The sequence below is a fragment of the Tsuneonella flava genome (genome assembly GCF_002870965.1).
In the GTDB taxonomy this organism is placed as follows: domain Bacteria; phylum Pseudomonadota; class Alphaproteobacteria; order Sphingomonadales; family Sphingomonadaceae; genus Tsuneonella; species Tsuneonella flava.
Genome location: NZ_PHSO01000003.1, coordinates 128,142 through 152,343, shown reverse-complemented (window position 1 = coordinate 152,343; position 24,202 = coordinate 128,142). Strand labels below are relative to the sequence as shown.

The 24,202-nt window shown below is 61.4% G+C and carries 22 protein-coding genes; 5 read left to right on the top strand and 17 right to left on the bottom strand.

Annotation, left to right across the window (positions count from 1 at the left end):
- Positions 1-3: 3 nt before the first annotated feature.
- The 4 genes from CV013_RS03330 to CV013_RS03315 form a co-directional block, all read right to left on the bottom strand.
- A complete protein-coding gene (locus tag CV013_RS03330; RefSeq protein WP_102153847.1) occupies positions 4-1,224 on the bottom strand; it encodes a spinster family MFS transporter in 1,221 nt (406 codons plus the stop codon).
- A gap of 67 nt (positions 1,225-1,291) precedes the next feature.
- Positions 1,292-1,927, bottom strand: a complete 636-nt coding sequence (locus tag CV013_RS03325; protein WP_102153846.1) for a CoA transferase subunit B — start codon at positions 1,925-1,927, stop codon at positions 1,292-1,294.
- 11 nt (positions 1,928-1,938) lie between these two features.
- Positions 1,939-2,784 (bottom strand): hypothetical protein, encoded by an 846-nt coding sequence (locus CV013_RS03320; RefSeq protein WP_123639867.1) that lies wholly within the window; start codon positions 2,782-2,784, stop codon positions 1,939-1,941.
- A gap of 40 nt (positions 2,785-2,824) precedes the next feature.
- Positions 2,825-3,547: a CoA transferase subunit A gene (locus CV013_RS03315; protein WP_102153844.1), complete on the bottom strand. Its 723-nt coding sequence runs from the start codon at positions 3,545-3,547 to the stop codon at positions 2,825-2,827.
- Between the two features lie 489 nt (positions 3,548-4,036).
- Between CV013_RS03315 and CV013_RS03310 the strand changes: the two genes are divergently transcribed.
- Positions 4,037-6,373: a CDC48 family AAA ATPase gene (locus tag CV013_RS03310; protein WP_102153843.1), complete on the top strand. Its 2,337-nt coding sequence runs from the start codon at positions 4,037-4,039 to the stop codon at positions 6,371-6,373.
- Positions 6,374-6,492: 119 nt separating this feature from the next.
- On the opposite strand, the gene CV013_RS03305 is transcribed toward CV013_RS03310, so the two are convergent.
- Genes CV013_RS03305 through polA form a run of 3 tightly spaced genes read right to left on the bottom strand, consistent with a single transcriptional unit; the run spans position 6,493 to position 11,865 of the window.
- Entirely contained in the window at positions 6,493-7,569 is a 1,077-nt protein-coding gene (locus tag CV013_RS03305) for a mechanosensitive ion channel family protein (RefSeq protein WP_102153842.1), read from the bottom strand.
- Between the two features lie 57 nt (positions 7,570-7,626).
- Positions 7,627-9,009: a sensor histidine kinase gene (locus CV013_RS03300; protein ID WP_190276448.1), complete on the bottom strand. Its 1,383-nt coding sequence runs from the start codon at positions 9,007-9,009 to the stop codon at positions 7,627-7,629.
- A gap of 9 nt (positions 9,010-9,018) precedes the next feature.
- Positions 9,019-11,865: a DNA polymerase I gene (gene polA, locus CV013_RS03295; protein WP_102153840.1), complete on the bottom strand. Its 2,847-nt coding sequence runs from the start codon at positions 11,863-11,865 to the stop codon at positions 9,019-9,021.
- A 228-nt stretch (positions 11,866-12,093) separates the two neighbouring features.
- On the opposite strand from polA, the gene CV013_RS03290 reads away from it, so the two are divergent.
- Complete coding sequence (locus tag CV013_RS03290; protein ID WP_102153839.1) at positions 12,094-12,294, top strand: hypothetical protein; 201 nt, start codon at positions 12,094-12,096, stop codon at positions 12,292-12,294.
- A gap of 193 nt (positions 12,295-12,487) precedes the next feature.
- Here the strand turns inward: CV013_RS03290 and CV013_RS03285 are convergent, their stop codons facing one another.
- The 4 genes from CV013_RS03285 to CV013_RS03270 all read right to left on the bottom strand — a co-directional run bounded on the left by CV013_RS03285 (position 12,488) and on the right by CV013_RS03270 (position 17,350).
- Positions 12,488-13,537, bottom strand: coding sequence for a serine hydrolase (locus tag CV013_RS03285; protein WP_232806557.1), 1,050 nt, complete (start codon positions 13,535-13,537; stop codon positions 12,488-12,490).
- Between the two features lie 263 nt (positions 13,538-13,800).
- Positions 13,801-15,450: a chaperonin GroEL gene (groL, locus tag CV013_RS03280; RefSeq protein WP_102153837.1), complete on the bottom strand. Its 1,650-nt coding sequence runs from the start codon at positions 15,448-15,450 to the stop codon at positions 13,801-13,803.
- Between the two features lie 55 nt (positions 15,451-15,505).
- Positions 15,506-15,793, bottom strand: coding sequence for a co-chaperone GroES (gene groES, locus CV013_RS03275; RefSeq protein WP_102153836.1), 288 nt, complete (start codon positions 15,791-15,793; stop codon positions 15,506-15,508).
- Positions 15,794-15,958: 165 nt separating this feature from the next.
- A complete protein-coding gene (locus CV013_RS03270; RefSeq protein WP_102153909.1) occupies positions 15,959-17,350 on the bottom strand; it encodes an MATE family efflux transporter in 1,392 nt (463 codons plus the stop codon).
- A 107-nt stretch (positions 17,351-17,457) separates the two neighbouring features.
- On the opposite strand from CV013_RS03270, the gene CV013_RS03265 reads away from it, so the two are divergent.
- From CV013_RS03265 to CV013_RS03255, 3 genes are all read left to right on the top strand, one after another.
- A complete protein-coding gene (locus CV013_RS03265; protein WP_102153835.1) occupies positions 17,458-17,991 on the top strand; it encodes an acyloxyacyl hydrolase in 534 nt (177 codons plus the stop codon).
- Positions 17,992-18,066: 75 nt separating this feature from the next.
- A complete protein-coding gene (locus tag CV013_RS03260) occupies positions 18,067-18,564 on the top strand; it encodes a c-type cytochrome (protein ID WP_102153834.1) in 498 nt (165 codons plus the stop codon).
- Between the two features lie 4 nt (positions 18,565-18,568).
- Positions 18,569-20,314 (top strand): cation:proton antiporter domain-containing protein, encoded by a 1,746-nt coding sequence (locus CV013_RS03255; protein WP_102153833.1) that lies wholly within the window; start codon positions 18,569-18,571, stop codon positions 20,312-20,314.
- Positions 20,315-20,495: 181 nt separating this feature from the next.
- On the opposite strand, the gene rplL is transcribed toward CV013_RS03255, so the two are convergent.
- The 6 genes from rplL to CV013_RS15930 all read right to left on the bottom strand — a co-directional run bounded on the left by rplL (position 20,496) and on the right by CV013_RS15930 (position 24,123).
- Positions 20,496-20,873, bottom strand: a complete 378-nt coding sequence (rplL, locus tag CV013_RS03250; protein ID WP_102153832.1) for a 50S ribosomal protein L7/L12 — start codon at positions 20,871-20,873, stop codon at positions 20,496-20,498.
- A 68-nt stretch (positions 20,874-20,941) separates the two neighbouring features.
- Positions 20,942-21,457, bottom strand: coding sequence for a 50S ribosomal protein L10 (gene rplJ, locus CV013_RS03245; protein ID WP_102153831.1), 516 nt, complete (start codon positions 21,455-21,457; stop codon positions 20,942-20,944).
- A gap of 547 nt (positions 21,458-22,004) precedes the next feature.
- Positions 22,005-22,889, bottom strand: a complete 885-nt coding sequence (locus tag CV013_RS03240; RefSeq protein WP_102153830.1) for an OmpA family protein — start codon at positions 22,887-22,889, stop codon at positions 22,005-22,007.
- A gap of 317 nt (positions 22,890-23,206) precedes the next feature.
- Positions 23,207-23,440, bottom strand: a complete 234-nt coding sequence (locus CV013_RS03235; protein ID WP_102153829.1) for a helix-turn-helix domain-containing protein — start codon at positions 23,438-23,440, stop codon at positions 23,207-23,209.
- The gene (locus CV013_RS03230; protein ID WP_102153828.1) at positions 23,440-23,970 is read right to left on the bottom strand and encodes a DUF2975 domain-containing protein; all 531 of its coding nucleotides are present in this window, start codon (positions 23,968-23,970) and stop codon (positions 23,440-23,442) included. Before CV013_RS03230 ends, CV013_RS03235 begins: the two co-directional genes overlap by 1 nt.
- 27 nt (positions 23,971-23,997) lie before the next feature.
- Positions 23,998-24,123: a hypothetical protein gene (locus CV013_RS15930; protein WP_267907952.1), complete on the bottom strand. Its 126-nt coding sequence runs from the start codon at positions 24,121-24,123 to the stop codon at positions 23,998-24,000.
- Between the last annotated feature and the right edge of the window lie 79 nt (positions 24,124-24,202).

Here is a 24,202-nt window from a genome sequence, read left to right as displayed (position 1 = left end):
CGGTTAAATCCGTCCCTCACGCACGGTCGCCAGATCGCTGGCAACTGTGCGGGCAGCGATGCCATAGTGAGCGGCGGCCCACCAGTAGAGCATGGCCGTACCTGCCATCGCCAGTGACAGGGCCGGGCCTGCCGCCATTCCGTCGCTAGCCAGACGGTCGCTGATCGCGCCGACTATCACTGGCCCGATGCCACCTGCGAACCCGAAGACGATATTCAGCAGAGCATTGGCTGTCGCCCGCATCCGCGGATGCATCATGTTTTGCAATGTGCCGAAGGTCATTCCCAGATACATGAACTGTAGCATGGTCGAAAGGGCGACCAGCACGATCAGCAGCCACAGATCGCTTCGGGTTATGCCGATGCAATACAACGGTGCGGCTATCGCGAGGCTGATTGCCGGGACAATCGCGTAAGAGGATGGGATTCGCGCTGCCAGTCGGTCGGCCAGCGCGCCGCCGGTGAGGACCGACAGGCTGGCGGGCAAGCTGGCGATGAGCCCGGCATAGAGGCCCGCCTGCGCCAATGGGATATCGAACCGCCGCATCAGCAGCGCGGCGAAGAAAGCTGTCAGCCCGAAACCGACCAGCGATGCGAGCGCCGATCCGGCCACCAGATGACGCGCGCTGGGCAGTTCGGCAAAACGGCGGACGACAGCACTGATCGGCGGGACGGTGTCGTCTGTCACTTTGTCGTACTGGCCGCGTGGAGGTTCCTTGATGAACAGCCAGACGAGCAATGCCAGCAACAGGCCCGGCGCTGCGGTTACGATGAATGCCATCCGCCATCCCCACGTTTGCGCGACGAATGCCCCACCGGCCAGCCCGATAAACGCACCAAGAGGGGGGGAGAGCAACAACACCGACATTGCCGATGCGCGCCGTTCGGGTGGAAAATAGTCGGCGATCACCGACTGGTTGGCAGGCAGACCGACTGCTTCGCCCACGCCCACAGCAATGCGTGCCATCAGCAGCTGAGCCCAGTTGGTCACAAAACCGCAGGCGGCGGCCGCAACCGACCAGGCCAGAGTGCCGACGACGGTAAAACTCAGCCGCCGTCGCCGCTCGGCCATGCGTGCGATAGCCACCCCCAGCAGGATATTCAGCGCGGCATAGGCAAAACCGAGCAGCCCGATCTCTGCATCGCTGAGCTGGAATTCGGCCTTGAGCGGTTCGACCAGTGCGTTGACTACGATCCGGTCGATAAAACCGATCGTGCCGATCATTGTCAGCAGCCCTAGTGCGAGCGATGGGGATGATCGGCGCAGTTGCGATATCTCCGTCCGTTCGCGGTCAGGTTACGTAATGAGCAGTGGTTTTGGCCGCGACTTCGTCTGCGGTTACCCCTGGCGCAAGCTCCAGCAGCTTGAACGGGCTGGAATGGTCGGGCCGCCGGAACACGGCCAGATCGGTGATAATCATGTCCACCACGTTGCAACCGGTCAGCGGCAGATCGCATTCGGGAAGGAATTTGGGCGCGCCTGATTTACTGGTGTGTTCCATCACTACGATGATTTTCTTCACCCCGGCGACAAGATCCATCGCCCCGCCCATTCCCTTGATCATCTTGCCGGGAATCATCCAGTTGGCGATGTCGCCGTTTTCGGACACTTCCATCGCGCCGAGCACAGTCAGGTCAATGTGCCCGCCCCGGATCATCGCAAAGCTGGCAGCGCTGTCGAAATAGACGCTCCGTGGCAGTTCGCTGATGGTCTGCTTGCCTGCGTTGATCAGATCGGGATCGACCTCGTCTTCATAGGGGAACGGGCCGATGCCGAGCATTCCGTTTTCGCTCTGCAATGTTACGTCCATCCCGTCGGGGATGTGGTTTGCCACCAGCGTCGGGATGCCAATACCGAGGTTGACATAGAAGCCGTCCTCCAGCTCTTGCGCGGCACGGGCGGCCATTTCGTCTCGGGTCCAGGGCATCAGATCGTCCTTCAGGTCAGCGGTTGGGGGATCAGGAACCAGCCTTTGCCAAGCAGCGGTTCAAGCGACAAGGCAGCAGAGGGATCCTTGAGATATTTGTACAATTCGTCGAAGTCGGCGCGCTCGTCACCTGCGATGGCGACGACGCAATATTCCTTCGCAAAATCGGCGCGGCGTGTTTGCTTACGATCGTCGGGATAGCGCAGCAGAATCAGCGGATCGTGGCCGTCAGGATCGAGCCCGGTGGATACGAGGGCACGGCGGATCTCGCCTGCCCGATCGGCAGTATTGCCGGAAATCCAGCCAATTGTGATATCTTCGCTCCGCAAAGCAGCCAGGCGATCGGCCAAGGCCGGGTCGGCGTGCGGGTCGGTGCCTGAGTCTAGCAAAGTACCGGCGGGATCGAGATCGATCAGGACTGCCGCCGGATGAATCGAGCATTCGGCGGTCGTGGCATCCAGCATTCCGGAATCGGCCAGTATCGCCGAATGGCGCACAGTTCCGACGGGCGGAGTGGTGCCTGCCTTGTTCGCAAAGGCATATAGATCGGCATAGGCTTCGGGCCTGATGGACGTTGGCGCGCCGGAAGGGGGCGGTAGCGGACCCTCGATTATCGCGGCAATGCTTTCGCCGCCTTCTTCCGTCGCGGGGGCGGTGTCGACGGTGGACGGCGCACGAATGGCGTCCCCAGTGGAGGCGGCAGGCGTAGCTTGCGCGTCTTTCCGTTCTTCTGCATTGGCCATCCGCTGGCGCAGAAGGGCGCCCCCTGCCATTGCTGGCACGACAGCGGCAACGCAACCGGACAGCGCGCAGCTTGCCATCACAGTAGCAACGATTGGAGCAAACGGACGAATCAAGCCGATGCGTCCCCTATAAAACCGACGAAGTCGACATCGGTCACGCCGTCTCCCGCTCGCGCACGGTACGGAATTCGATTTTCTTGTCGTAGGGCGCGCCGACAATCAGGCGCTGAACATATACCCCCGGCAGATGGATCGCATCGGGATCGAGCGCGCCGACCGGCACGACTTCTTCGACTTCGACGATGCAGACTTTGCCGCAAGTGGCAGCGGGCAGGTTGAAATTGCGGGCTGTCTTGCGGAACACGAGATTGCCGGTTTCGTCGGCCTTCCACGCTTTAACGATCGACAGGTCGGCAAAAATGCCGCGTTCGAGAATGTAGTCTTCCATTTCCCCGTCACGGTTGGGGAACTGTTTTACTTCCTTGCCTTCCGCCACCTGAGTGCCGACGCCGGTCTTGGTGTAAAATCCGGGAATGCCCGCACCGCCAGCACGCATCCGTTCGGCCAGTGTACCTTGCGGAGAGAATTCCACCTCCAGCTCTCCGGAGAGGAATTGGCGTTCGAATTCCTTGTTTTCACCAACATAGGAACTGATCATTTTCTTCACTTGCTTGGTGCGGAGGAGTTTGCCGATACCTTCGTTATCGATCCCGGCATTGTTGCTGGCGAACGTGAGCCCGGTTACCCCTGAATCGCGGATCGCATCGAGCAATCTTTCCGGTATCCCGCAGAGGCCGAAGCCCCCGCTGGCAATCACCATGTCGTTGGTCAGAATGCCGTCGAGCGCGGCTGCGGCAGAAGGATAGAGCTTGTTCATGCGGCAGGTTTAGCGACCAGTTTATGTGCTGTCACGACTTCTGATTGCGGCGGGCAGGCAGCGTGTGAAGTTCAGTCCACGGCGAAAGGATTGAGCGAGGAAATTCATTGTGCACTGCAAAATAGCGAGCGAAAGCAATGGGGCATTTCTCTGCATTTGAAAAATATCCAATTGAAATTAAATTGTTAATTTCTATAAATTGCAAATTATGCAACTATGATTGAGCATTTCGCACTTGCACAAAAAGGCGGCGAGCGACATATGTCTCCCTGCCTTTCAGGCATCCTCTCCCAAGACTTCCAAGGCCCGGTGGTTTTCCACCGGGCCTTTTTTTCGTCCGCTGCAGGCCTTTATTGCAGGTGCCGTCACCAATTTGACTGTCCGGTCGGCTTTCTGACACCGAATCGCTCTCCGTTCATTGGCAAAGCAGGTTTGGCTTCCTAATTCTTGGGGCCAGGCAGACAGAACTATACGAAAGGCGGATGCCAGATGGCTGACGACGGCGCGGCAACAATCGACAGGACAGTAAGGTTACAGGTTGCGGCGGCGCGGCAGGAGGAATCTGGGCAGGGAATTGCCCGGATGCCTCGTTCGGCGTTTCAGGCGCTGGGAATTACCGAGGGCGATGTCGTCGAAGTGGTGGGCAAACGGGCGACGGCCGCGATTGCCGCACCGGCTTATCCGGAGGATGAGTCGCTCGAAGTGGTGCGGCTCGATGGGTTGCAGCGTGGCAATGCAGAAACCGGGTCTGGCGAACATGTCGTTATTCGCTCGGCCGAATCGCGCCCGGCCACACGTGTCGTGTTTGCACCTGCACAGCGGGAAATGCGTTTGCAGGGACCGACGCAGGCCTTGCAGCGCAACTTCTTCCGCAAGCCACTGGTGGCAGGCGATATCGTGGCCACGACTGGCCAGCAGCCGGTGCAGAATATGCCGCCCGAAGTGCGGCGGATGTTCAACGCGCCTGCCTATGCGCTGACGCAGATCCGCCTGACTGTGGTGTCCACCAGCCCCAAGGGCATCGTTCATATCGACGAGAATACCGAAGTCGAACTGCGTCCTGCATTCGAAGAACCGCGCGATGGCCGTGCGGTTGTGAATTACGACGACGTCGGCGGCATTGGCGATACGATTCAGCAATTGCGCGAAATGGTGGAGTTGCCGCTGCGTTATCCTGAGCTGTTCACGCGACTGGGGGTTGATCCGCCCAAAGGTGTGTTGCTTCACGGCCCGCCGGGCACGGGCAAGACCCGCTTGGCGCAGGCTGTCGCAAATGAAAGCGATGCGGATTTCTTCACCATCAACGGCCCGGAAATCATGGGCTCGGGCTATGGCGAAAGCGAGAAGCATCTGCGCGAAGTGTTTGAGGAAGCAGCCAAAGCCGCACCTGCGATCATCTTCATTGACGAGATCGATTCGATTGCCCCCAAACGCGACCGGGTCGCGGGCGAGGCAGAGAAACGACTGGTTGCACAGCTCCTGACTCTGATGGATGGGTTGGAGTCCCGCTCCAATATCGTGGTCATCGCAGCGACCAATCGCCCCGATGCCATTGACGAAGCACTGCGTCGCCCGGGCCGTTTCGACCGTGAAATCGTAATCGGTGTGCCAGACGAGAAAGGTCGCCGCGAGATACTGGCGATCCATACCCGCGGAATGCCGCTGGGCGACAGGGTCGATCTGGACGAACTGGCGCGTACCACGCATGGCTTTGTCGGTGCCGATATCGCTGCACTCTCGCGCGAAGCGGCCATCGAAGCTGTCCGACGGATCATGCCTCGGCTCGATCTGGACGAGCGCACGGTTCCGCCCGAAGTGTTGGAAGAGCTACAGGTCACGCGCGAGGATTTCCTTGCTGCGCTCAAGCGTGTGCAGCCAAGCGCCATGCGTGAAGTGATGGTGCAGATGCCCAATGTCGGGTGGAGCGATATTGGCGGACTGGCCAAGGCGACCGAGCAGCTCCGCGAAGGGATCGAGTTGCCGCTCAAGAATCCTGAGGCATTCCATCGGCTCGGCATTCGCGCGGCTAAGGGCTTCCTGCTCTATGGGCCGCCGGGAACGGGCAAGACTTTGCTGGCGAAGGCAGTGGCCAAGGAATCGGAAGCGAACTTCATTTCGATGAAGTCGAGCGACCTGCTGTCGAAATGGTACGGCGAAAGCGAACAGCAGATCGCCCGCATGTTCCAGCGTGCCCGGTCGGTTGCGCCTTGCGTGATCTTTATCGACGAAATCGACAGTCTCGTCCCTGCGCGGGGTACGGGGCAGGGCGAGCCGGCGGTTACCGGCCGGGTCGTCAATACGATCCTCGCCGAGATGGATGGGCTGGAGGAATTGCAATCGGTGGTTGTGATCGGCGCAACCAACCGGCCAACTCTGGTCGATCCTGCATTGTTGCGACCGGGCCGGTTCGACGAACTGGTCTATGTCGGGACGCCAGACAAGGATGGCCGCGAACGCATTTTGGGTATCCATGCGCGCAATATGCCGCTGGCCGACGACGTCGATCTGGGCGTGATTGCCGGGAAGACAGAGCGCTTTACCGGTGCCGATCTTGAAGACATCGTTCGCCGTGCCGGGCTCAATGCCTTGCGGCGAGGCGGTGGCGATGTCGAGAGCGTTACGGCGGAGGATTTCACCGAAGCGCTGGCGGAATCGCGTGCGACGGTGACGCCGGAGATGGAGAACGAATATCTCAAGATGCGCGGCGAACTGAAAAAACGTGCTGCCGCCGTGCGTCCGACCATCGGGTTTATTTCGGATGGGATGTTGGAGCCGACCCGCGAATTCAAACACGGATCAGACGAAGGCGATACGAAAAGCAGTTGAGTTCAGCAGCCATTCCCCTTCCCATTTGCGCCTCTGCGCGGATGGGAGGGGGCTGAATTTCGCGCCGGTTCTATCGGCTTAACTCGGGAGGGACGCGGTGTGGCTGAAGGGGCCGACCGCTACTGCTCCGCCCGTGCATTGGCCGCTTCGACTTCGAGCCTGTGGCGCAGCAATGCACCGGGCATTTCGCGCCGCAGCCAGTCGAGCATATGTTCGCGCACACGGCAGCGTAGCTCCCACAGGTCGCCAATGGTTGTCGCGCTCATTCCCAGACGCAGCTCTATGCTTTCCGGTCGCGCCTCTGTGACGAGCAGAATTCCCATGCGCCGATCCCATTCGGGCTGTGCGGAAAGAAACCGTTCAAATTCAGCGCGTACAGGGGCGATGTCGGTGGCCGGATCGAGATGGAGATAGACCGGGCCGGACAGCTTTTCGCTCACTCGCGACCAGTTTTCAAAACTGTTGTCGAGGAATCGGCTGGTGGGCACCATTGCTGCGCGTTCATCCCACATCCGCACGACGACAAAGCTCATGCGGATTTCCTCCACGCGCCCGGTAAAGCCATCGACCACGACGAGATCGCCGATACGAAGAGGTTCGGTGATCGCCATTTGCAAGCCTGCAATCAATGACTTGAGCGCAGGCTGTGCCGCCGCACCCACCGCCAGAGCGGCAAGACCGGCAGAGGCCATCACGGTGACGCCAACCTGACGCACACCGGGAATTCCCAGCATCATCAGGCCGATAGTAATGAACACGATGATGAATGTGACTGTACGCGAAAGGATGGCAATCCGCGTGCGGTGACTGCGAGCCGAGACGGGGTCTTCCGACGCTTCCGCACGATGATCCAGCGCCAGAGCGAATGCGCGGACAATCGCAAATGCCATCCAGCCCAGCAAAGCGGGCATGATGAATTTGCCGACAACACCCCACACCGCGCCAATCCAGCCATCGGCTTGCGCGGCAAGGGAAACTCCGATTGCCATCATCGCCCAGCGGCTCGGCTGGAAGAGGCGATTGACGATCAGATCGTCTGCCCCGGTTTCGGTCTGCCGCACGACGCGACGCAGGATTGAAAACACTACTGTATGGAACAGCAAGGCAATCAATATCGTCGCGCAGAGATAAACCACGGCGTGGATCATCTCTGGCCATTCGATGGTATAGCGGGACAGATCGAATTCGCTGAACATAGCCGGAGACTTATGGATGGACCTATGTGCTGGCAAGGGCAGGTGGGGGCACCCGTCTCAACCTTCGCCCGGTGCGCCTTCGTGCGGGAATTCAATCGTTACCCGCATACCTTCGGGAGAGAGGTCGCGGTTGATCGATCCGCGCAACTGGCGGGCGGCGCTGGTCATCAGCAGAGTTCCGAACCCTTCGCGGGTGGGAGCGGCATCGGGCGTGCGCTCGGCGGGTGTATCCGACGTTACCGCGCGGGCACCATCCTCGGCCCAAATAATTGTAACTTGGTCGGATTCTACTTCCCACCGCACCGTCAGTTCGCCCCCGATGGCCCAGCAACCATACTTGACCGCATTGGTCGTCAGCTCGTGGAGTACCAGCCCCAGCGGGGTGACCTGACGCGCGGTGAGCGCCACCGGGTTGCCATCCAGATTCACTATCCGGTCGCTGGAAAGGTATGGTTTTACAGCGGTTTGAATCAGATTTTGGAGGTCGGTCGTCGCGCCCTGCGCTTTGCCCTGGGTGACTTCGTGCGCGCTGAGCAGTGCGTGGATGCGTTCGGCGATGCGATCGACCACTGGTTTTGCCTCTGGCGCGTCTTTCGCACTCATCCGCACGATCGCGAGAATGACCGCAAAAAGGTTCTTTACCCGATGGTTAAGCTCTCTCGCCAGCAAGTCGGCGCGGTCGCGCGCTTCGGCCAGGCGGGCGGCCTGGGCGGCCTCCGCCTCTGCCCGTGCCGCGCGGCCGACCAGCAGGTAGCCGAGCACGAGCGCGACTGTGAGCAACACCAGCAGGCCCGCCAGCAACGGCATCACCCGCTGTTCGGCGCGGGTGCTTTGCGCGGTGGCCTGCGCGAGAATTTGCTGCTCAATCGCCTCCAGATCGCGGATTGACTGGCTGAGAAGCCCCATTGTTTCAAGGCCTTCGTCGCTAAGGATCAGCTTCTGCGCGCCGAAGATATCGCGGTGATCCATCAGCTTCACCGTCTCGTCCATCTCTGCGAATTTGGCATCGGAGAGGGTTTCGATCCGGTCGACCAGTTCGGCCTGTTTGACAGTAATGTTGTCTCCAATCAGATCACGCAACTTATTGATTTCAGATCGATATGTGTCGCGAGAGAGAGTATATGCACCCAGATAGCGCCGATCTAGCGTGATAACATACCCGCGTTGACCTGTTTCCGCGTTCAAAGCGGCCCGACTGATGTTACGCAGTTGAAGCAGGATGCGATTGGTCTTCTGCACCTGCTCGCGTTCATGCCGTTCCGCCTCGACAGTTTGCGCGATCAGCAGGACCGCGCCGATCAGCGCTGCTGCGACAGTGAGGAACACCGCCATATTGCCCCACCGCCGCATCATCCGGCGCCGTTTGGTATGGCGCGCGCGCAAACGGGCGACCGATTCGGCATCCTGATCTTCGGTTGCGGATGGAAGAGAAGGGGGCATGGCCATCGCTTAGTGCGCCGCGTCCCAGCTTTTGCCTGTGCCGATCTCGATCCCGAGCGGGACGGAGAGTTTGACGGAGGGCAGGGCCGCTTCGGCCATTACGCGTTCGATCACCGGCTTGGCCGCATCGACATCGCCTTCGGGCAATTCGAACACCAGTTCGTCGTGCACTTGCAGCAGCATACGCACGTTCTGCAATCCGGCATCGGCCAGAGCGGGCATCATCCGGGCCATCGCGCGTTTGATGATATCGGCGCTGGTGCCCTGGATCGGGGCGTTGATCGCGGCGCGTTCGCTGCCCTGCCGTTCGGCCTGATTTTTCGATTCGATGCGCGGGAACCACGTTTTGCGACCGAACAGCGTTTCGGAATAACCCCGTTCGCGCACGCTTTCGAGCGTATGGGCGATATACTTCTGAATGCCGGGAAAGCGTTCGAAATAGCGAGTGATCATTGCCTGCGCTTCGTCCGGTTCGATCCCCAAACGGCCTGCCAGACCCCAGCGGCTGATGCCGTACAGGATGGCGAAGTTGATCGTTTTGGCGGCGGCGCGGGTATCGCGGGTGACTTCGCCGTACATTTCCTTCGCGGTGCGGGCGTGGATGTCCTCCCCGGCTTCGAAGGCTTCTTTCAGTGCCGGCACATCGGCCATATGCGCCGCGAGCCGCAGTTCGATCTGCGAATAGTCGGCAGCGAGCAGGACATTGCCCTCTTCCGGCACAAATGCTTCGCGGATCTGGCGGCCGATGGCGGTGCGGATCGGGATATTCTGCAAGTTGGGATCGGTCGAGCTGAGCCGCCCGGTCTGCGCGCCGACGAGGCTGTAGCTGGTATGCACCCGCCCGGTCGTCGGATTGATCGCCGCCTGCAGCGCATCGGTATAGGTGCTCTTGAGCTTGGACAGTTGCCGCCATTCGAGGACTTTGGTGGCGATTTCGGCACCATCCCCGGCGAGCCGTTCGAGCACCGACTGATCGGTCGAATATTGCCCGCTCTTGCCTTTCTTGCCCCCTTTGTGGCCCAGCTTGTCGAACAGGATATCGCCGAGCTGTTTGGGGCTGCCGACGGTGAATTCCTCGCCCGCCAGTTCGTGGATCTGTTTTTCCAGCGTGCCGATCTGCGCGGCAAATTCCTCGCTCAGCCGTGACAGCGCGGCGCGGTCGACCTTGATCCCTTCGCGCTCCATCCGGGCGACGACCGGGATCAGCGGGCGGTCCACCCGTTCATAAACGCGGGTGCCGCCTTCGATGGCGAGCCGCGGTTTCAGATGTTTGTACAGCCGCCAGGTTACGTCGGCATCCTCGGCGGCATATTCGGTGGCGCGGTCGAGCGGGACTTCACCGAACGGGATCGCTTTCTTGCCGGTGCCGCACACGTCCTTGAACGCCAGCGGGGCATGGCCAAGGTGGCGGACCGACAGCTCGTCCATCCCATGCCCGCCGCCGATCCCATCGGTGCCGCGCCCGGCATCGAGTGCGAAGCTGAGGATCATCGTATCCTCTATCGGGCTGACAGCGATGCCGTGCCGGGCCAGCACGTTGAGATCGTATTTGATATTCTGGCCCACTTTCACCACCGCATCGCTTTCCAGCAGCGGCTTGAGCATGGCGATGGCGGTATCGAGGGCGATCTGTTCGGGCCGTTCGGCAAACATATCGCTGCCGCCGTGGGCGAGCGGGATATAGCAGGCATCGTTCGGCCCCAGCGCCAGACTCACGCCGACCAGATCGGCGGAAATCGCATCGAGCGCACTGGTTTCGGTATCGACCGCCACCAGACGGGCGGCGAACGCGCGATCGATCCATTGCTGCAATACGTCGGCGGTCTGCACACAGGTATAGGCGGTGCGGTCCACCGGCGGCATATCGGGCAATGGCTGGCGGTTGCCAGTCCCGGCTTCGGCGGGCGTCGTACCGGCATTTTCCTGCTTCGCAGGATTGAGATCGGTCTTGCGCGAAGGGCTGCCTGCGCCGGTGTCGAGCCGCCGCAGCAGGCTGGTGAACCCGTGCGCGGTGAGGAAATCGGCCAGCGGGCCGGGGGGCACGCCTTCCAGCTTCATATCCTCCAGCGGGATCGGCAGCGGGCAGTCTTCCTTCAGAGTCACCAGAACCCGGCTCAGTTCGGCATCGGCCCGATGTTCGATCAGCCGCTCTTTCAGCTTGGACTTCTTCATCTCCGCTGCGGAATCGAGCGCGGCGGTCAGCGATCCGTGTTCCGCGATCAGTTTAGAGGCGGTTTTCGGCCCGACCCCGAAAATGCCGGGAATGTTATCGACCGAATCCCCCATCAGCGCGAGGACGTCTCCCACCAGTTCGGGGGCGACACCGAATTTCTCCTCCACTTCGGGCACGCCGATACGGGCGTTCTTCATCGTGTCGAGCATATCGATGGCGCCGGTGCCATCCTTGCCCGGCCCGACGAGCTGCATCAGATCCTTGTCCGAACTGACGATAGTGACATCCCACCCTTGCGCGGCAGCGGCGCGGGCATAGCTGGCGATCATATCGTCCGCCTCGACATCCGGCTCTTCCACCAGTGGCAGGCTGAATGCGCGGGTGGCATCGCGGATCAGCGGGAATTGCGGGCGCAAATCCTCTGGCGGTTCGGGGCGATTGGCCTTGTACTGATCGTAAATATCGTTGCGGAACGACTTGCTCGATTTGTCGAGCACCACCGCCAGATGGGTGGGGCCATCGGCGGTGTGCAGATCTTCCGCCAGTTTCCACAGCATCGTGGTGTAGCCATAGACCGCGCCCACCGGTGTCCCTTCGGGATTGGTCAGCGGCGGCAGCCGATGATAAGCCCTGAAAATATAGGCTGAACCGTCGACGAGATAGAGATGCTGCTTGTCTGCCATATGCGCGGTGCTAGCAGTCCGCGAGCGCCGGGTCAGCCGCAATTACTGCAACTGGCAAAATGGCGGATTTGCGCCATTCGTGCCTGATTTTCTATGGAGAATGCGGCGGGATTTGGGCAAATAGGGCGGAAATGGCTTGCTTTGCCACAAAGTTGCCATTATTTGGGCGGTCATGCACGGCAGCACGCCGGGGCATTTTGTAACCGCTGTTCAAAGGAACAACGAATTATGCGTAAGATCATTCTCGCCGCTGCTGTCGCTGGTGCCGCTCTTTCGGTCGCCGCTTGCTCGGAAAAGACCCAGGACGCTGCTGCAACCACCGCTGACTCGGCTGCTGCCGACACGATGGCCAATGCCGATGCCGTTGCCGACGTTGCTTCGGACACCGCTTCGGACGCTGCCGACGCTGCTTCGGAAGCCGCTCACTGAGAGCTGGCGCTCGCGCCTTCGGCGCGAAAGCGATAGAATTGGGGCGGTGCCGCAAGGTGCCGCCCTTTTTCTATGTGTGCGATCCGCCTGCCGCGATCTGCCCATCGTGCGTCTGGCGCGCAACCAACTGCGCCCCGCCACCAGTGTGCGGTGGGCAGGGCGCTACCGACAGGGGGGTGTCGGTAATGGGGTGTCAGTAATTGGCTGAGGCGTACTGTCGGCCGCTGTCGGCGCGGGCGGTGTAGCCATCGTACAGTGTGCGGGCGATGCTGGCGATTTTCGCTTCGCGGGCGGGGCGCGAACCTTGCCCGGTGACATAGACGGCCAGCGCGATCGCGTGCCCGTTGGGCGCCTTGATCACGCCGATATCGCTGGAGGTGTTGTTCAGCGAACCGGTCTTGTGCGCCACGATCGCGGTGCCCGGCAGCAGAGCCTTGATCCGGCGCGAACCGGTGCGGCAGCGTTCCATCGCGCCCAAAATGACCCGGCGGCTCGCTTCGCTGAGGTATTTGCCCTGATAAAGGCCGGTCAGCAGTTTCACCATCGCCTTGGGCGTGGCGGAATCGCGCGTATCGATCTGTTTGGCGGGGTCGATATCGCCATCGTCGCGCACCAGTGTGGCGATGTCACGGTCGATCTGAAACTCCTGAATCCCCTGTGCCCGAACCCATTTGTTGACCGCGCGCGGGCCGCCGACAACTTTCAGCAAGGCATCGGTCGCCTGATTGCTGGACCGGGTGAGCATCATCTCGATCAGGTCGACCGCTTTGAAATACTTGCCCGGACGCACTGGAGCGACCGCGCTGGAATGCGGGGCCGAACGGACGGGGACCATCAGCGGAAATTCGCTGGAGAGCGACCAGCGGCCCTGTTCCACCCCTTCCATGAAAGTGGCGGCGATGGCGATCTTGCTGGTGCTGGCCATCGGAAAACGCTGATCGCCGAGGATCGATACCTGCTGGCCGGTGACCAGATCGACCGCGGCCACGCCGATCCGCCCTTGCGAACCGTCGGCAATCTGGCCGACCAGACGCTCCAGCGCCGAATCGTATTGCAGGTCGAACGCGCGCGGCGCGCGCTGATCGGTGCCCAGCACCTGATCGAATGCAGCGGAGACATCGACTGCATCGGCCGCCTGTGCCGGTGCGACAGAGCCAGCGGTGAGGCCGAGGGCCAGTGCGAGACCGGCAGTCCACCGGCCGAGATTGTTCTTGCGTCCCATAACCCCGTTATAATCCCTCATGGTTGTCACAGACTTAACGGCCCGACCCCGCCTCGCAACGCAGCGGCGACGAAAAGTGGCGCTTTCGCGACATCCAGTTGCCGACGTTAGGCATGAATCGTCACAAATCTAAGTCAAAAATAACTTAACCATAAGCTGCGGTAATCACGTATCGCGGGGTAAGCGCGCCGCCAACTCGCCCGTTGAGAGATTGATATAGCGCAAGAAAAGGCCCGGCAGGATCGCTCCTGCCGGGCCGATTCAGCAAACGGTAGTGGTCGGGCTTAGAAGCCCATGCCACCCATTCCGCCCATGCCACCCATGTCGGGCATTGCCGGGGCAGCAGCCTTGTCTTCAGGCTTTTCAGCAATCGCTGCTTCGGTGGTGATCAGCAGACCGGCCACCGATGCTGCGTCCTGCAGTGCAGTACGCACGACCTTGGTCGGGTCGATCACGCCGGCAGCCACGAGGTTTTCGTAAGTGTCGGTCGCAGCGTTGAAGCCCTGGCTTTCGTCGCCTTCGCGCAGCAGGTTGCCCGAAACCACAGCGCCATCGTGGCCTGCGTTTTCAGCGATCTGGCGGATCGGCGAGAGGATCGCGGCACGAACGATGTCGATCCCGCGGGTCTGATCGTCGTTCTCGCCCTTCATGCCTTCAAGCGCCTTGCTGGCATAGAGCAGAGCAGTACCGCCGCCGGGGACGATGCCTTCTTCGACGGCCGCACGGGTTGCGTGCAGTGCGTCGTCGACGCGGTCCTTGCGTTCCTTCACTTCGACTTCCGAAGCGCCGCCAACCTTGATCACGGCAACACCGCCAGCCAGCTTGGCAAGACGTTCCTGCAGCTTTTCACGGTCGTAATCGCTGGTCGTGGCTTCCATCTGAGCCTTGATTTCGCCAACGCGGGCCTTGATGTCGTCCGCCGAACCGGCACCATCGACGATGGTGGTGTTGTCCTTGTCGATGGTGACGCGTTTGGCTTCGCCGAGCATGCCGACAGTGACGTTTTCCAGCTTGATGCCGAGGTCTTCCGAAACCATTTCGCCCTGCGTCAGGATCGCGATGTCCTGCAGCATGGCCTTGCGGCGATCGCCGAAGCCCGGTGCCTTGACCGCTGCAACCTTCAGGCCGCCGCGCAGCTTGTTGACCACCAGCGTGGCCAGCGCTTCGCCTTCGATGTCTTCCGCGATGATCAGCAGCGGACGCCCGCTCTGCACCACAGCTTCGAGGATCGGCAGCATCGACTGCAGGTTCGACAGCTTCTTCTCGTGGATCAGGATATAGGGGTTATCCAGTTCCACGGTCATCTTGTCGGGGTTGGTGATGAAATACGGGCTGAGGTAGCCACGGTCGAACTGCATCCCTTCGACAACGTCGAGCTCGAATTCGAGGCCCTTCGCTTCTTCGACGGTGATGACGCCTTCCTTGCCGACCTTTTCCATCGCTTCCGCGATCTTTTCGCCGACTTCCTTGTCGCCGTTCGCGGAAATCACGCCAACCTGGGCGATTTCGTTGGAGCCCGACACGTCCTTGCTGCGGGCCTTGAGGTTTTCGACCACTTTGCCAACGGCGAGGTCGATACCGCGCTTGAGGTCCATCGGGTTCATGCCTGCGGCAACCGACTTCATGCCTTCGCGCACGATCGACTGGCCCAGCACGGTGGCGGTGGTGGTGCCGTCACCGGCGAGGTCGTTGGTCTTGCTGGCCACTTCGCGCAGCATCTGCGCGCCCATGTTTTCGAACTTGTCCTTCAGTTCGATTTCCTTGGCGACCGAAACGCCGTCCTTGGTGATGCGCGGTGCGCCGAAGCTCTTGTCGAGCACGACGTTGCGGCCTTTCGGGCCGAGCGTTACCTTCACGGCATCGGCGAGGATGTCGACGCCGCGCAGAATGCGTTCACGCGCATCGCGGCCGAATTTTACGTCCTTGGCAGACATTGATGTTTCTCCTGGAATTTCGTGTCTTGTATGGGAAGCGTCAGTGCGGGTCGGCTCAGCCGATCACGCCCATGATGTCGCTTTCCTTCATGATCAGCAGGTCTTCGCCATCGATCTTGACTTCGGTGCCCGACCATTTGCCGAACAGAACGCGGTCGCCCGCCTTGACGTCGAGCGGGGTGACGGTGCCGTCTTCAGCCTTCGCACCGGTGCCAACAGCAACGATTTCGCCTTCGCTGGGCTTTTCCTGTGCGCTGTCGGGGATGATGATGCCGCCGGCGGTCTTGGTGTCGGCTTCGATACGACGAACCAGAACGCGGTCGTGCAACGGACGGAATGCCATGTGTCTGACCTCTCTCATGAGTGGATGAAACTGTAACTCTGGCACTCCCGCATGGAGAGTGCCAGCGGCGGCGATATGAGAATGGTGTTGCAGCGAGTCAACAGGTGCGCGCGCAAAAAAATTGCAGCCTGTGCGGCAACCCGGACAAACCGCGCCCGCGATACCTCAGCGGTGGCGGTCGAGGTTCAGCCGGTCGCGCCGCATCCACCGGCCCAGCAGCAGGATCGATGCGACGACCAGTCCGGCGGCGAGGCCGAGCCATACGCCCACCCCCGCCAGCGGGGTATAGAAGCCGAGCAGAACCGACACGCCCATGCCCGGCACCCAGTAACTGAACACCGCGAACAGCATCGGAATGCGGGTATCCTGCACCCCGCGTAATGCACCGGCGGCGACCGCCTGCAACCCGTCGACGAACTGGAATGCCGCAGCAACGATCAGGAACTGAAGCGCGAAGCCGACCAGCGCCGCGTTGGCGGGGGCATAGGGATCGATATAGATGCCCAGCATGGCCATCGGCCACAGCACCATCGCGCTGGCGCTGACCGCGGCAAAGGCCATTGCCATGCCGATGGCGACCCAACCTGCCCGGCCCACTGCATCGCGGTCGCCCGCGCCATAATGGTATCCCACGCGAATGGTTGCCGCCTGTCCGATGCCGAACGGAATCTGGAACGCCAGCGCTGCGATTTGCAGCGCAATGGTGTGTCCGGCCAGTTCCACCGGCCCGATGCGCCCCATCAGAAACGCAGCGGCGCTGAACAGACCGGCTTCGGCCAGAATCGTCAGCGCAACCGGAGTGCCGAGGCGGACCAGTTCACGCAAACGGCTCCATTCCGGGCGCCACCAGTTGCCGAAAATGCGATAGCGGCGCAGCCGACGGTCGGTGCCGATCGCAATGACATAGGCCAGTACGATGAAGCTTGCAGTGAGGACACTGGCGAGCGCCGACCCGTCGAGGCCGAGCGCAGGGGCGCCAAAGTGGCCAAACACCAGCATATAGTTTGCCAATGCGCTGACCCCGATGGCCGACGCGGTGATGGCAGTGGCAAATACCGGACGGCCCAGCGCGGAGACGAAACTACGCAGCACGTTGGCGATAATCATCGGCACCATTGCCCACATGATGATCGTCAGAAACCGGCCTGCCATAGTGGAGATCGCCGGATCCTGCCCCGTCGCCCGCATCAGGCTTTCCCCGGAAAGGCAGACCAGCATGCCCGCGATCCCGCAGACCACCGCCAGCCACAGGCCCATCCGCACGCTGCGGCGAACTTCGCGCACCGAATGGCGCCGCTGCCCCAATTCCTCTGCGATCAGCGCAGCGACCATCCCGGTCAGCCCGGAAAACGCCCACATGATCAGCCCGAACAGCGCAATCGCCAGCGCGGCAGCGGCCAGCTCCAGCTCTCCCAGACGGGCAACGAAAATAACATCGACCGCGTGCACCAGCATTTGCAGCAGGTTGGCAGCCGCCAGCGGCCACCCCAGCTTGAAGGTTGCGCGAATTTCGCCGCGCCATGCGCTGTTGCGCTCAAGAGTATTTGCGTCAGACATAAAGCCGCCCCGGATAGGCGGGGGCATGTGACGGGGGAAGCCGGGAATGCGGTTGGTGCGAAGATCGCTTAAGCTTGCGGCAAGCTTGCCACAGCCATTGCCCAAACATGATCGCAAAAATCCTTTCAGCCTGTATGGTTACGGGCGTTTCACTGCTCGCGTCCCCGGCAATGGCCGGGGAAATCTATGGTGGGGTATATGCCCATGCCGTCGATACCCCATTTACGCTGGATACTCAGGAATCGGGCACCGACATTCAGGCGGGTTATCGACTCGATCCCGTGGCCGGGCCGCTGCGGTTGCAGCCGTATGTGTTCGGCTCGGTCAACTCGGACGGCGGAACCGATTTTATCGGCGCGGGGGTCGGCCGCAAATTCTCGCTCGGCTCTCTCTACGTGCGTCCGGGTGTCGGGCTGGTGGTGCACAACGCTCCCTCGACGCGGGTCAATCCCGATACCGGCTATCGCACCGATCTGGGCAGCCGGGTGCTGTTCGAGCCGGAGATTGCTGTCGGCACACAGATCGCCCCGCGCCTGACGCTGGAGGCAAGCTGGGTGCATATTTCCAACGCCCGCTTGTTCGACAGAGAGCAGAACCCCGGAATCGACATGATAGGGGTACGGGCCAACTTGCATCTTTGACCGAAATCATTGGGCGGGTATGGGGTGGGCCTAGGTGTCGGGCATCGTATCACGATACCAAGGGGAAGAACCGTTATGAAACACACGTTTTCCATCGCTTGTGCGCTGACTTTGTCATTGGCGCTGGCTGCATGTGGCCAGGCTGCGGACGATAGCGATTCCGCTCCGGCAGCGACCGCTGCACCCGAAGCGACGCCCGCTGAAACAGCCGCGCCTGCGACTGACGCGGCCGCCGATGCGGCGCAGGATACCGCGGCGGCAGTCGATGCTGCGGCCGCTGGCAAGGAGCCGGTTGCGTTTCTCCAGTGCAAGGCATGTCACAGCACCAAACCGGGCGAGATGAAGATCGGCCCGTCGCTGGCAGGCATATATGGCACCAAAGCGGGTGAGATTCCCGGCTATCAGTTCAGCACAGCGATGAAAGAATCGGGCCTGACGTGGGACGATGCCACGCTGGACAAATATCTCACTGACCCGAAAGCGGTCGTGCCTGGCACCAAGATGACTTTCTTCGGTCTGAAAGACGAAGCGAAGCGCAAGGAAGTCATCGCTTACCTTAAATCGTTGTCCTGACCGGATGCACGAAGGCGGCGGAACAGGTTATCTGTACGAAGGGTTGGTCCTGCTGGGCTTTGCGCTCGGTTTCGTGCTGCTGTTCCGCCGCCTTGGCCTAGGGGCGACGCTTGGCTACCTCGTCGCCGGGGCGGTCGTAGGGCCGCAGGTTCTGGGCCTGACGGGCGAGGCCGAAACCAAGATCCAGTTTGCCGAACTGGGGATTACCCTGCTGCTGTTCGTCGTCGGGCTCGAGCTTGCGCCTGCGCGGCTGATGCGATTGCGGCGCGATATTTTCGGGCTGGGTCTGGCGCAGGTGGTGCTGTGCGGTCTGGCGCTGACGGTGGTGATCGGGCTGGCCACGACCTTCACATGGGCGGCTGCGCTGGCGCTGGGCCTGCCGCTGGCGCTGAGTTCGACCGCGCAGGTGCTGCCGATGCTGCAATCGGCGGGGCGTTTGCGTAGCCCGTTCGGCGAGCGGGCGTTTTCGATCCTGCTGTTTCAGGACTTGTCGCTGATCCCGCTTATCACTGTGATTGCCGCGATTAGTCGCAATCCCGAGGCGCAGGAAGGGCCGCCGGGCTGGCAGCTCGCCCTGATGACCGTTGCGGCCATCGTCGGGCTTATTCTGGCTGGCCGTTTCGTGATCCGCCCGATGTTTCGCCTGATCGGCAATATTGGCGAACGCGAGATGTTCGTGGTCGCCGCGCTGTTCACGGTGGTCGCATCGGCGGCGCTGATGCAATGGCTGGGTCTGTCGACTGCGCTGGGCGCCTTTATCGCTGGGGTAATGCTGGCTGACAGCCCCTACCGGCACGAGCTGGAAACCGATATCGAACCGTTCCGCTCGATTCTGCTGGGCCTGTTCTTCCTGTCGGTCGGGATGATGCTCGATCTTCATGCAATTGCCGAGCGGCCGCTGTTCGTCGCGGGCATGGCACTGGCGCTGATCGCGACCAAGGCGGTGGTGATCGGCGGGCTGGGCATGGTTGCGGGCATGAACTGGCGTGGCGCGCTCGCGCTCGGTCTGTTGCTCAGTCAGGGGGGTGAATTCGGTTTCGTGCTGTTCGCGCAGGCGCAGAACGGGTTGCTGATAAGCCCCGAAGCGGCCAGCCTGTTCGGCGCGGTTGTCACTCTGTCGATGGCGACCACCCCGTTCCTGATGATGCTCACCGCCCCTTTGCGCCGCGGTCCGGCCTCTTCCGAAGAACGCGAAGGACCGCGTGCCGACGGGGCCAGCGCGCTGGTGATTGGCTATGGCCGGTTCGGGCAAACGGTGGCGCAAATGCTGATCGCCAGCGATATCCCGGTCACGCTGATCGACCGCGATACCGGAATGATCGATACGGCGGGCGAGTTCGGGGCCAAGGTCTACTTCGGCGATGGCACCCGGATCGACTTGTTGCGGCAGGCGGGCGCGGGGGAAGCGACCATTATCTGTTTCTGCATCGACGGGCAGCAGATCGATGCCGGTGTGCTGGAGGCGGTGCGCGAAGCATTCCCGCAAGCCCGCGTGTTCCTGCGCGCATACGACCGGCGCACACTGATCGACCTGCGCGATGCACCGCACGAATATGCCGTGCGCGAAGTGATGGAATCGGCGGTTGCGATGGCGCGCGCCGCGCTGGAGGCGCTGGGCGACAACCTGCAGGATATCGACAGCGCCGAACATACCTATCGCGACAACGATCGCGAACGTCTGGAGGCCCAGCGCGAAGCGGGCGATTACCGCGCCGCCCGCGATATGGTGATCCGCCAGCAGGAGCGGTAGTTCGACTGGCGGACCGGCACGTGGCGGTCCGCGGGCGGCGCATTTGCGGCAGCCAGTGTTTGCGCGGCTCATCGCACGTGGGTGAACGGGGACAACGCAGCGGCTAAAGCAAAAAGGGCGGCCCCATCGGGACCGCCCTTCGCGTGTCTCGCAAGCGAGATCGAATGTAAGCGCGTAAGGCTTACTTCAGTTCGACGGTGCCGCCGGCTGCTTCGATCTTGCCCTTGATGTCTTCGGCTTCTGCCTTGTTCACGCCTTCCTTCAGCGCCTTCGGGGCGCCTTCGACGAGAGCCTTGGCTTCGGTCAGGCCCAGGCCGGTGATGGCGCGGACTTCCTTGATGACCTGGATCTTCTTGCCACCGTCGCCGGTCAGGATGACATCGAATTCATCCTTTTCTTCAGCAGCGGCAGCAGCGTCACCGGCGCCACCGGGGGCAGCAACAGCAACAGCAGCAGCGGCGCTCACGCCCCACTCTTCTTCCAGTGCCTTGGCAAGCTCAGCGGCTTCCAGGACAGTCAGCTTCGACAGTTCTTCAACAAGCTTGGCGATATCGGCCATGATTGGTTACTCCAAATATTGGCGGGGCGGATGGCCCCAGATGTTTCGTATCGAATTCGAAAAACCGCTTACGCCGCATCCTTGGCGCCATAGGCACCGAAGACACGAGCGAGCTTGGCAGCCGGTGCGTTGACGACCTGGGCGATTTTCGTCGCCGGTGCGTTGACGAGACCGACCAGCTTGCCGCGCAGCTCGTCGAGCGAGGGCATCGAGGCAAGCGCCCGGACCCCGGCTTCGTCGAGCAACTGCCCGCCCATGGAACCACCGACGATTTCGAGTTTGTCGTTGGTCTTGGCATATTCCACTGCGGCCTTGGCCGCCGCCACCGGGTCTTCCGACCAGGCGAGCGCCGTCGGGCCGGAGAGATATTCTTCCAGCCCTTCGTAGGGAGTGTCCTTGAGGGCGAGCTTGGCGAGACGGTTCTTCGCAACCTTGTAGGTTGCACCAACTTCACGAATCTTGCCGCGCAGTTCGGTGGACTGGTCCACCGTCATGCCGAGGTTGCGGGTGACAACCACCACGCCAACTTCCTGGAAGACTGCGTTCAGCGATGCGACCGCTTCGGATTTCTGCGAACGATCCATGCCTTACTCCTTCACTATGATCCCGCCGGATGGCTCCGACAGGACCGGCTCATGCTTGTCCGCGTGGCAGCCGAAGCTGCAACGCAGGCGAGTCCATCGACAAGGGAAGGAGGTGCGCCGATAGCGCGATTGGGAAACACCCTGACGGCGTTGCCCGATAAAACTCTGTTCCCCGCCTAGGCCGGAAATTAAGGGAGCCATTGCCCCCACCAGCTGTCTCGGACGGACGACCGCCGTAACGGTCAGCGCGGACCAATAGGGATTTGGGGACGCGAGTCAAGTGAAACCCCTGCGGGGGTGGGCTGCGCTTTCGCCTTCGCGGTCTGCAAATGGCGGGTTTTCGAAACCTGCCTGTTCGTTATTTGAGTGAAGCAATTCATGGTGTGAGGGTGCTGCCCATCGCGGTGGTTGCGATGGAAACGAAGTGCGGTTCATGGGTTGCCACGTCGCCTGCGGCTTCTCGCAATGACGAGGGCGGGGACTGGCTTTACCCGTAATACAGCCTCGGCCCCTCACCACATCGCGAGGGGCCGAGGCTGCTATGTCATCAGATCCCGTCGAGCCCTTTGCTGACGAGGATGTTGACCGACACGCGGCGGTTCTGAGCTTTGCCGTACGCGGTGGTGTTATCCGCCGCCGGATCGGCTTCGGCCATGCCCGTCGGGGTCAGCATGCGATAGGGCTTCCATCCGCAGTTCTGCTGCAGATAGTTGACCACGCGCCCGGCGCGTTTTTCGCTCAGCGTCTGGTTGAATTCCTGGCTACCGTCCGAATCGGTGTAGCCGACTACCAGCAGCAGGGCATTGTCCATCGCTTCGGCTTGCGAGGCTGCGGCGCACAGATCGCGTTCCGCTTCGGGGGTCAGCTTCCATTTGCCGGTGTCGAAATAGACGTTGGTGGTGCCTTTGACGTTGTACTTGTCGATGTCGCCCATCCGGCCACGTAGCGCCTCGGTCGCGGCGGTCTGTTCGGCAAAGCCTTGCGCGGTGCCGCTGTGGATCATCTGAGCGGTTTTGAGATCTTTGCTCTTCAGTGCGATCTTGCTGGCGACCAGACCGCTGGCCCATTGTTTGGTTTCGACCGACACCGGCAAACCGTTCAGCAGAGCTTCGGAGCCCAGCTTGTCACGCGCCAGACCGAGAAAACCGCCGCTCGAACGGATTTCGCTGGCGTCGCTGATATAGAGGACCGTGTCGGTGCCGTCCTCTGCGGTAACCTTAAAACGGGTGTTGTCGCGGGCGGTAATGATGCCGTTGATTTCCGGGCCGGCTTCCAGCTCGCTCAGATCGGCTGGGGGCGTGCCGATGACTGTGGTGGCGGGTTCACCCCCCTCATCATAAGAAACAGGCTGCGCTGCAAGAGGGGCCGATGCGGCCATGGCAACAAGGGCGATCAGGGGAAGAGCACCGGACGTTCGGGAAATGACGTTCATATTTCCGCTCCTTAAAACTGGTTATCCGGCACAGGATCGCGCCGGACTGCTGTTTTCGTTCGCCTCGCGCCTGATAATCGGAAGTGGCAGCCGAGGCGTGGCGATTGGCACCGGGGGAACCCGGCGGGGAGGCCGGGGACAATGCCAGAGGGCTGCCGGGTGTTCAGATTGACCTGTCTGACAGATGAACGCGGAGCGCTATCGCTTTGAGAACGGGGGCAATGCGGGCTTTGTGTGCGGTGATCCGTTTGGCGAAACAGCTGCGGCGGCGCGCCATAAAGGCATGCCGCCGCAATCTGGCTCCTCCGGGTCGATCGTCAAACGGTATCCGGGCGATATTCAAGCAGGTCGCCCGGCTGGCAGTCCAGTTCGCGACAGATCGCCTCCAGTGTGCTGAATCGCATGGCCTTGGCCTTGCCCGTCTTGAGGATGGACAGATTGGCCAGTGTCAGGCCAACCCGCTCAGCCAGTTCGGTCAGCGTCATGCGCCGTTCGTAAAGCAGATCGTCGAGCCGGACCACGATGGCGCTGCCTTCGGTTTCGCCGCCCATTATACCGTTCCTTCCAGATCGTCGCGCATCGCGGCGCCGTGGCGGAACACGCGGGCGAGGATGAACAGGACGATAGCGAGCAGAATACCTTCCGCGTCGAAGCCGCTATCGATGGTGAAGTGTACGTTGTCCATCTTGTCTGCAAACGGGGCGATCACCGCTGCCAGTATTCCTGCGGGGATGACCATGAGCTGCGCCCCGACAATCAGCCAGCCCATCTGTGAAAGGCGGGTGGCGTTTTCGGGCTGAAACGGGTCTCCTTGTCCAACGGTGCCGATGATGCGGCGCAGGCGATCGAAGAAACCGAACATCAGCGCCACCATGATGAGGCCGACCGCCATCACAGCAGCGAGCGCCCAAAGCGGGAAGTCGGCGGGAAGCCCGCCCGTCCCGGTCACGCTCGATCCGAAAATCAGCACGACAGGGATAGCAATAGTCAGTGCGATCGCGCCGATCACAAGGGCTGCTTGCATGAAAATGCAGATGATTTTGCCGATGAGGAGGAGAATGTCGTTAGGGCGGTTGTTCATGGCGATGTCCTTTGCGTCGTGCTGAGTTCAGGCAAGCAATTGCTGCGCCATGATTGGCGTTGTGGCCGGGGCGGGGATGGCGATAGCCTGATGGAAGGTGACGGCCGTCAGCACGAGGGCGAGAGCGGCGGCGAGAAGGTTTGGCTTAGTCATTTTTCGTTCTCCGATATGGTCAATATCGATAATCAATAAATACGAGTCGGTTTATTGTCAATCGATAATATCGAAAAAC

Coding starts and splice junctions, on each gene's coding strand:
- groL (WP_102153837.1), bottom strand. CDS start 15,450: ATGTCTGCCAAGGACGTAAAATTCGGCCGCGATGCGCGTGAACGCATT.
- CV013_RS03330 (WP_102153847.1), bottom strand. CDS start 1,224: ATGATCGGCACGATCGGTTTTATCGACCGGATCGTAGTCAACGCACTG.
- CV013_RS03265 (WP_102153835.1), top strand. CDS start 17,458: ATGATCGCAAAAATCCTTTCAGCCTGTATGGTTACGGGCGTTTCACTG.
- groES (WP_102153836.1), bottom strand. CDS start 15,793: ATGGCATTCCGTCCGTTGCACGACCGCGTTCTGGTTCGTCGTATCGAA.
- polA (WP_102153840.1), bottom strand. CDS start 11,865: ATGGCAGACAAGCAGCATCTCTATCTCGTCGACGGTTCAGCCTATATT.
- CV013_RS03255 (WP_102153833.1), top strand. CDS start 18,569: ATGCACGAAGGCGGCGGAACAGGTTATCTGTACGAAGGGTTGGTCCTG.
- CV013_RS03240 (WP_102153830.1), bottom strand. CDS start 22,889: ATGAACGTCATTTCCCGAACGTCCGGTGCTCTTCCCCTGATCGCCCTT.
- CV013_RS03300 (WP_190276448.1), bottom strand. CDS start 9,009: ATGCCCCCTTCTCTTCCATCCGCAACCGAAGATCAGGATGCCGAATCG.
- CV013_RS15930 (WP_267907952.1), bottom strand. CDS start 24,123: ATGACTAAGCCAAACCTTCTCGCCGCCGCTCTCGCCCTCGTGCTGACG.
- CV013_RS03285 (WP_232806557.1), bottom strand. CDS start 13,537: ATGAGGGATTATAACGGGGTTATGGGACGCAAGAACAATCTCGGCCGG.
- CV013_RS03290 (WP_102153839.1), top strand. CDS start 12,094: ATGCGTAAGATCATTCTCGCCGCTGCTGTCGCTGGTGCCGCTCTTTCG.
- CV013_RS03305 (WP_102153842.1), bottom strand. CDS start 7,569: ATGTTCAGCGAATTCGATCTGTCCCGCTATACCATCGAATGGCCAGAG.
- CV013_RS03270 (WP_102153909.1), bottom strand. CDS start 17,350: ATGTCTGACGCAAATACTCTTGAGCGCAACAGCGCATGGCGCGGCGAA.
- rplJ (WP_102153831.1), bottom strand. CDS start 21,457: ATGGATCGTTCGCAGAAATCCGAAGCGGTCGCATCGCTGAACGCAGTC.
- CV013_RS03310 (WP_102153843.1), top strand. CDS start 4,037: ATGGCTGACGACGGCGCGGCAACAATCGACAGGACAGTAAGGTTACAG.
- CV013_RS03235 (WP_102153829.1), bottom strand. CDS start 23,440: ATGGGCGGCGAAACCGAAGGCAGCGCCATCGTGGTCCGGCTCGACGAT.
- rplL (WP_102153832.1), bottom strand. CDS start 20,873: ATGGCCGATATCGCCAAGCTTGTTGAAGAACTGTCGAAGCTGACTGTC.
- CV013_RS03230 (WP_102153828.1), bottom strand. CDS start 23,970: ATGAACAACCGCCCTAACGACATTCTCCTCCTCATCGGCAAAATCATC.
- CV013_RS03260 (WP_102153834.1), top strand. CDS start 18,067: ATGAAACACACGTTTTCCATCGCTTGTGCGCTGACTTTGTCATTGGCG.
- CV013_RS03325 (WP_102153846.1), bottom strand. CDS start 1,927: ATGCCCTGGACCCGAGACGAAATGGCCGCCCGTGCCGCGCAAGAGCTG.
- CV013_RS03315 (WP_102153844.1), bottom strand. CDS start 3,547: ATGAACAAGCTCTATCCTTCTGCCGCAGCCGCGCTCGACGGCATTCTG.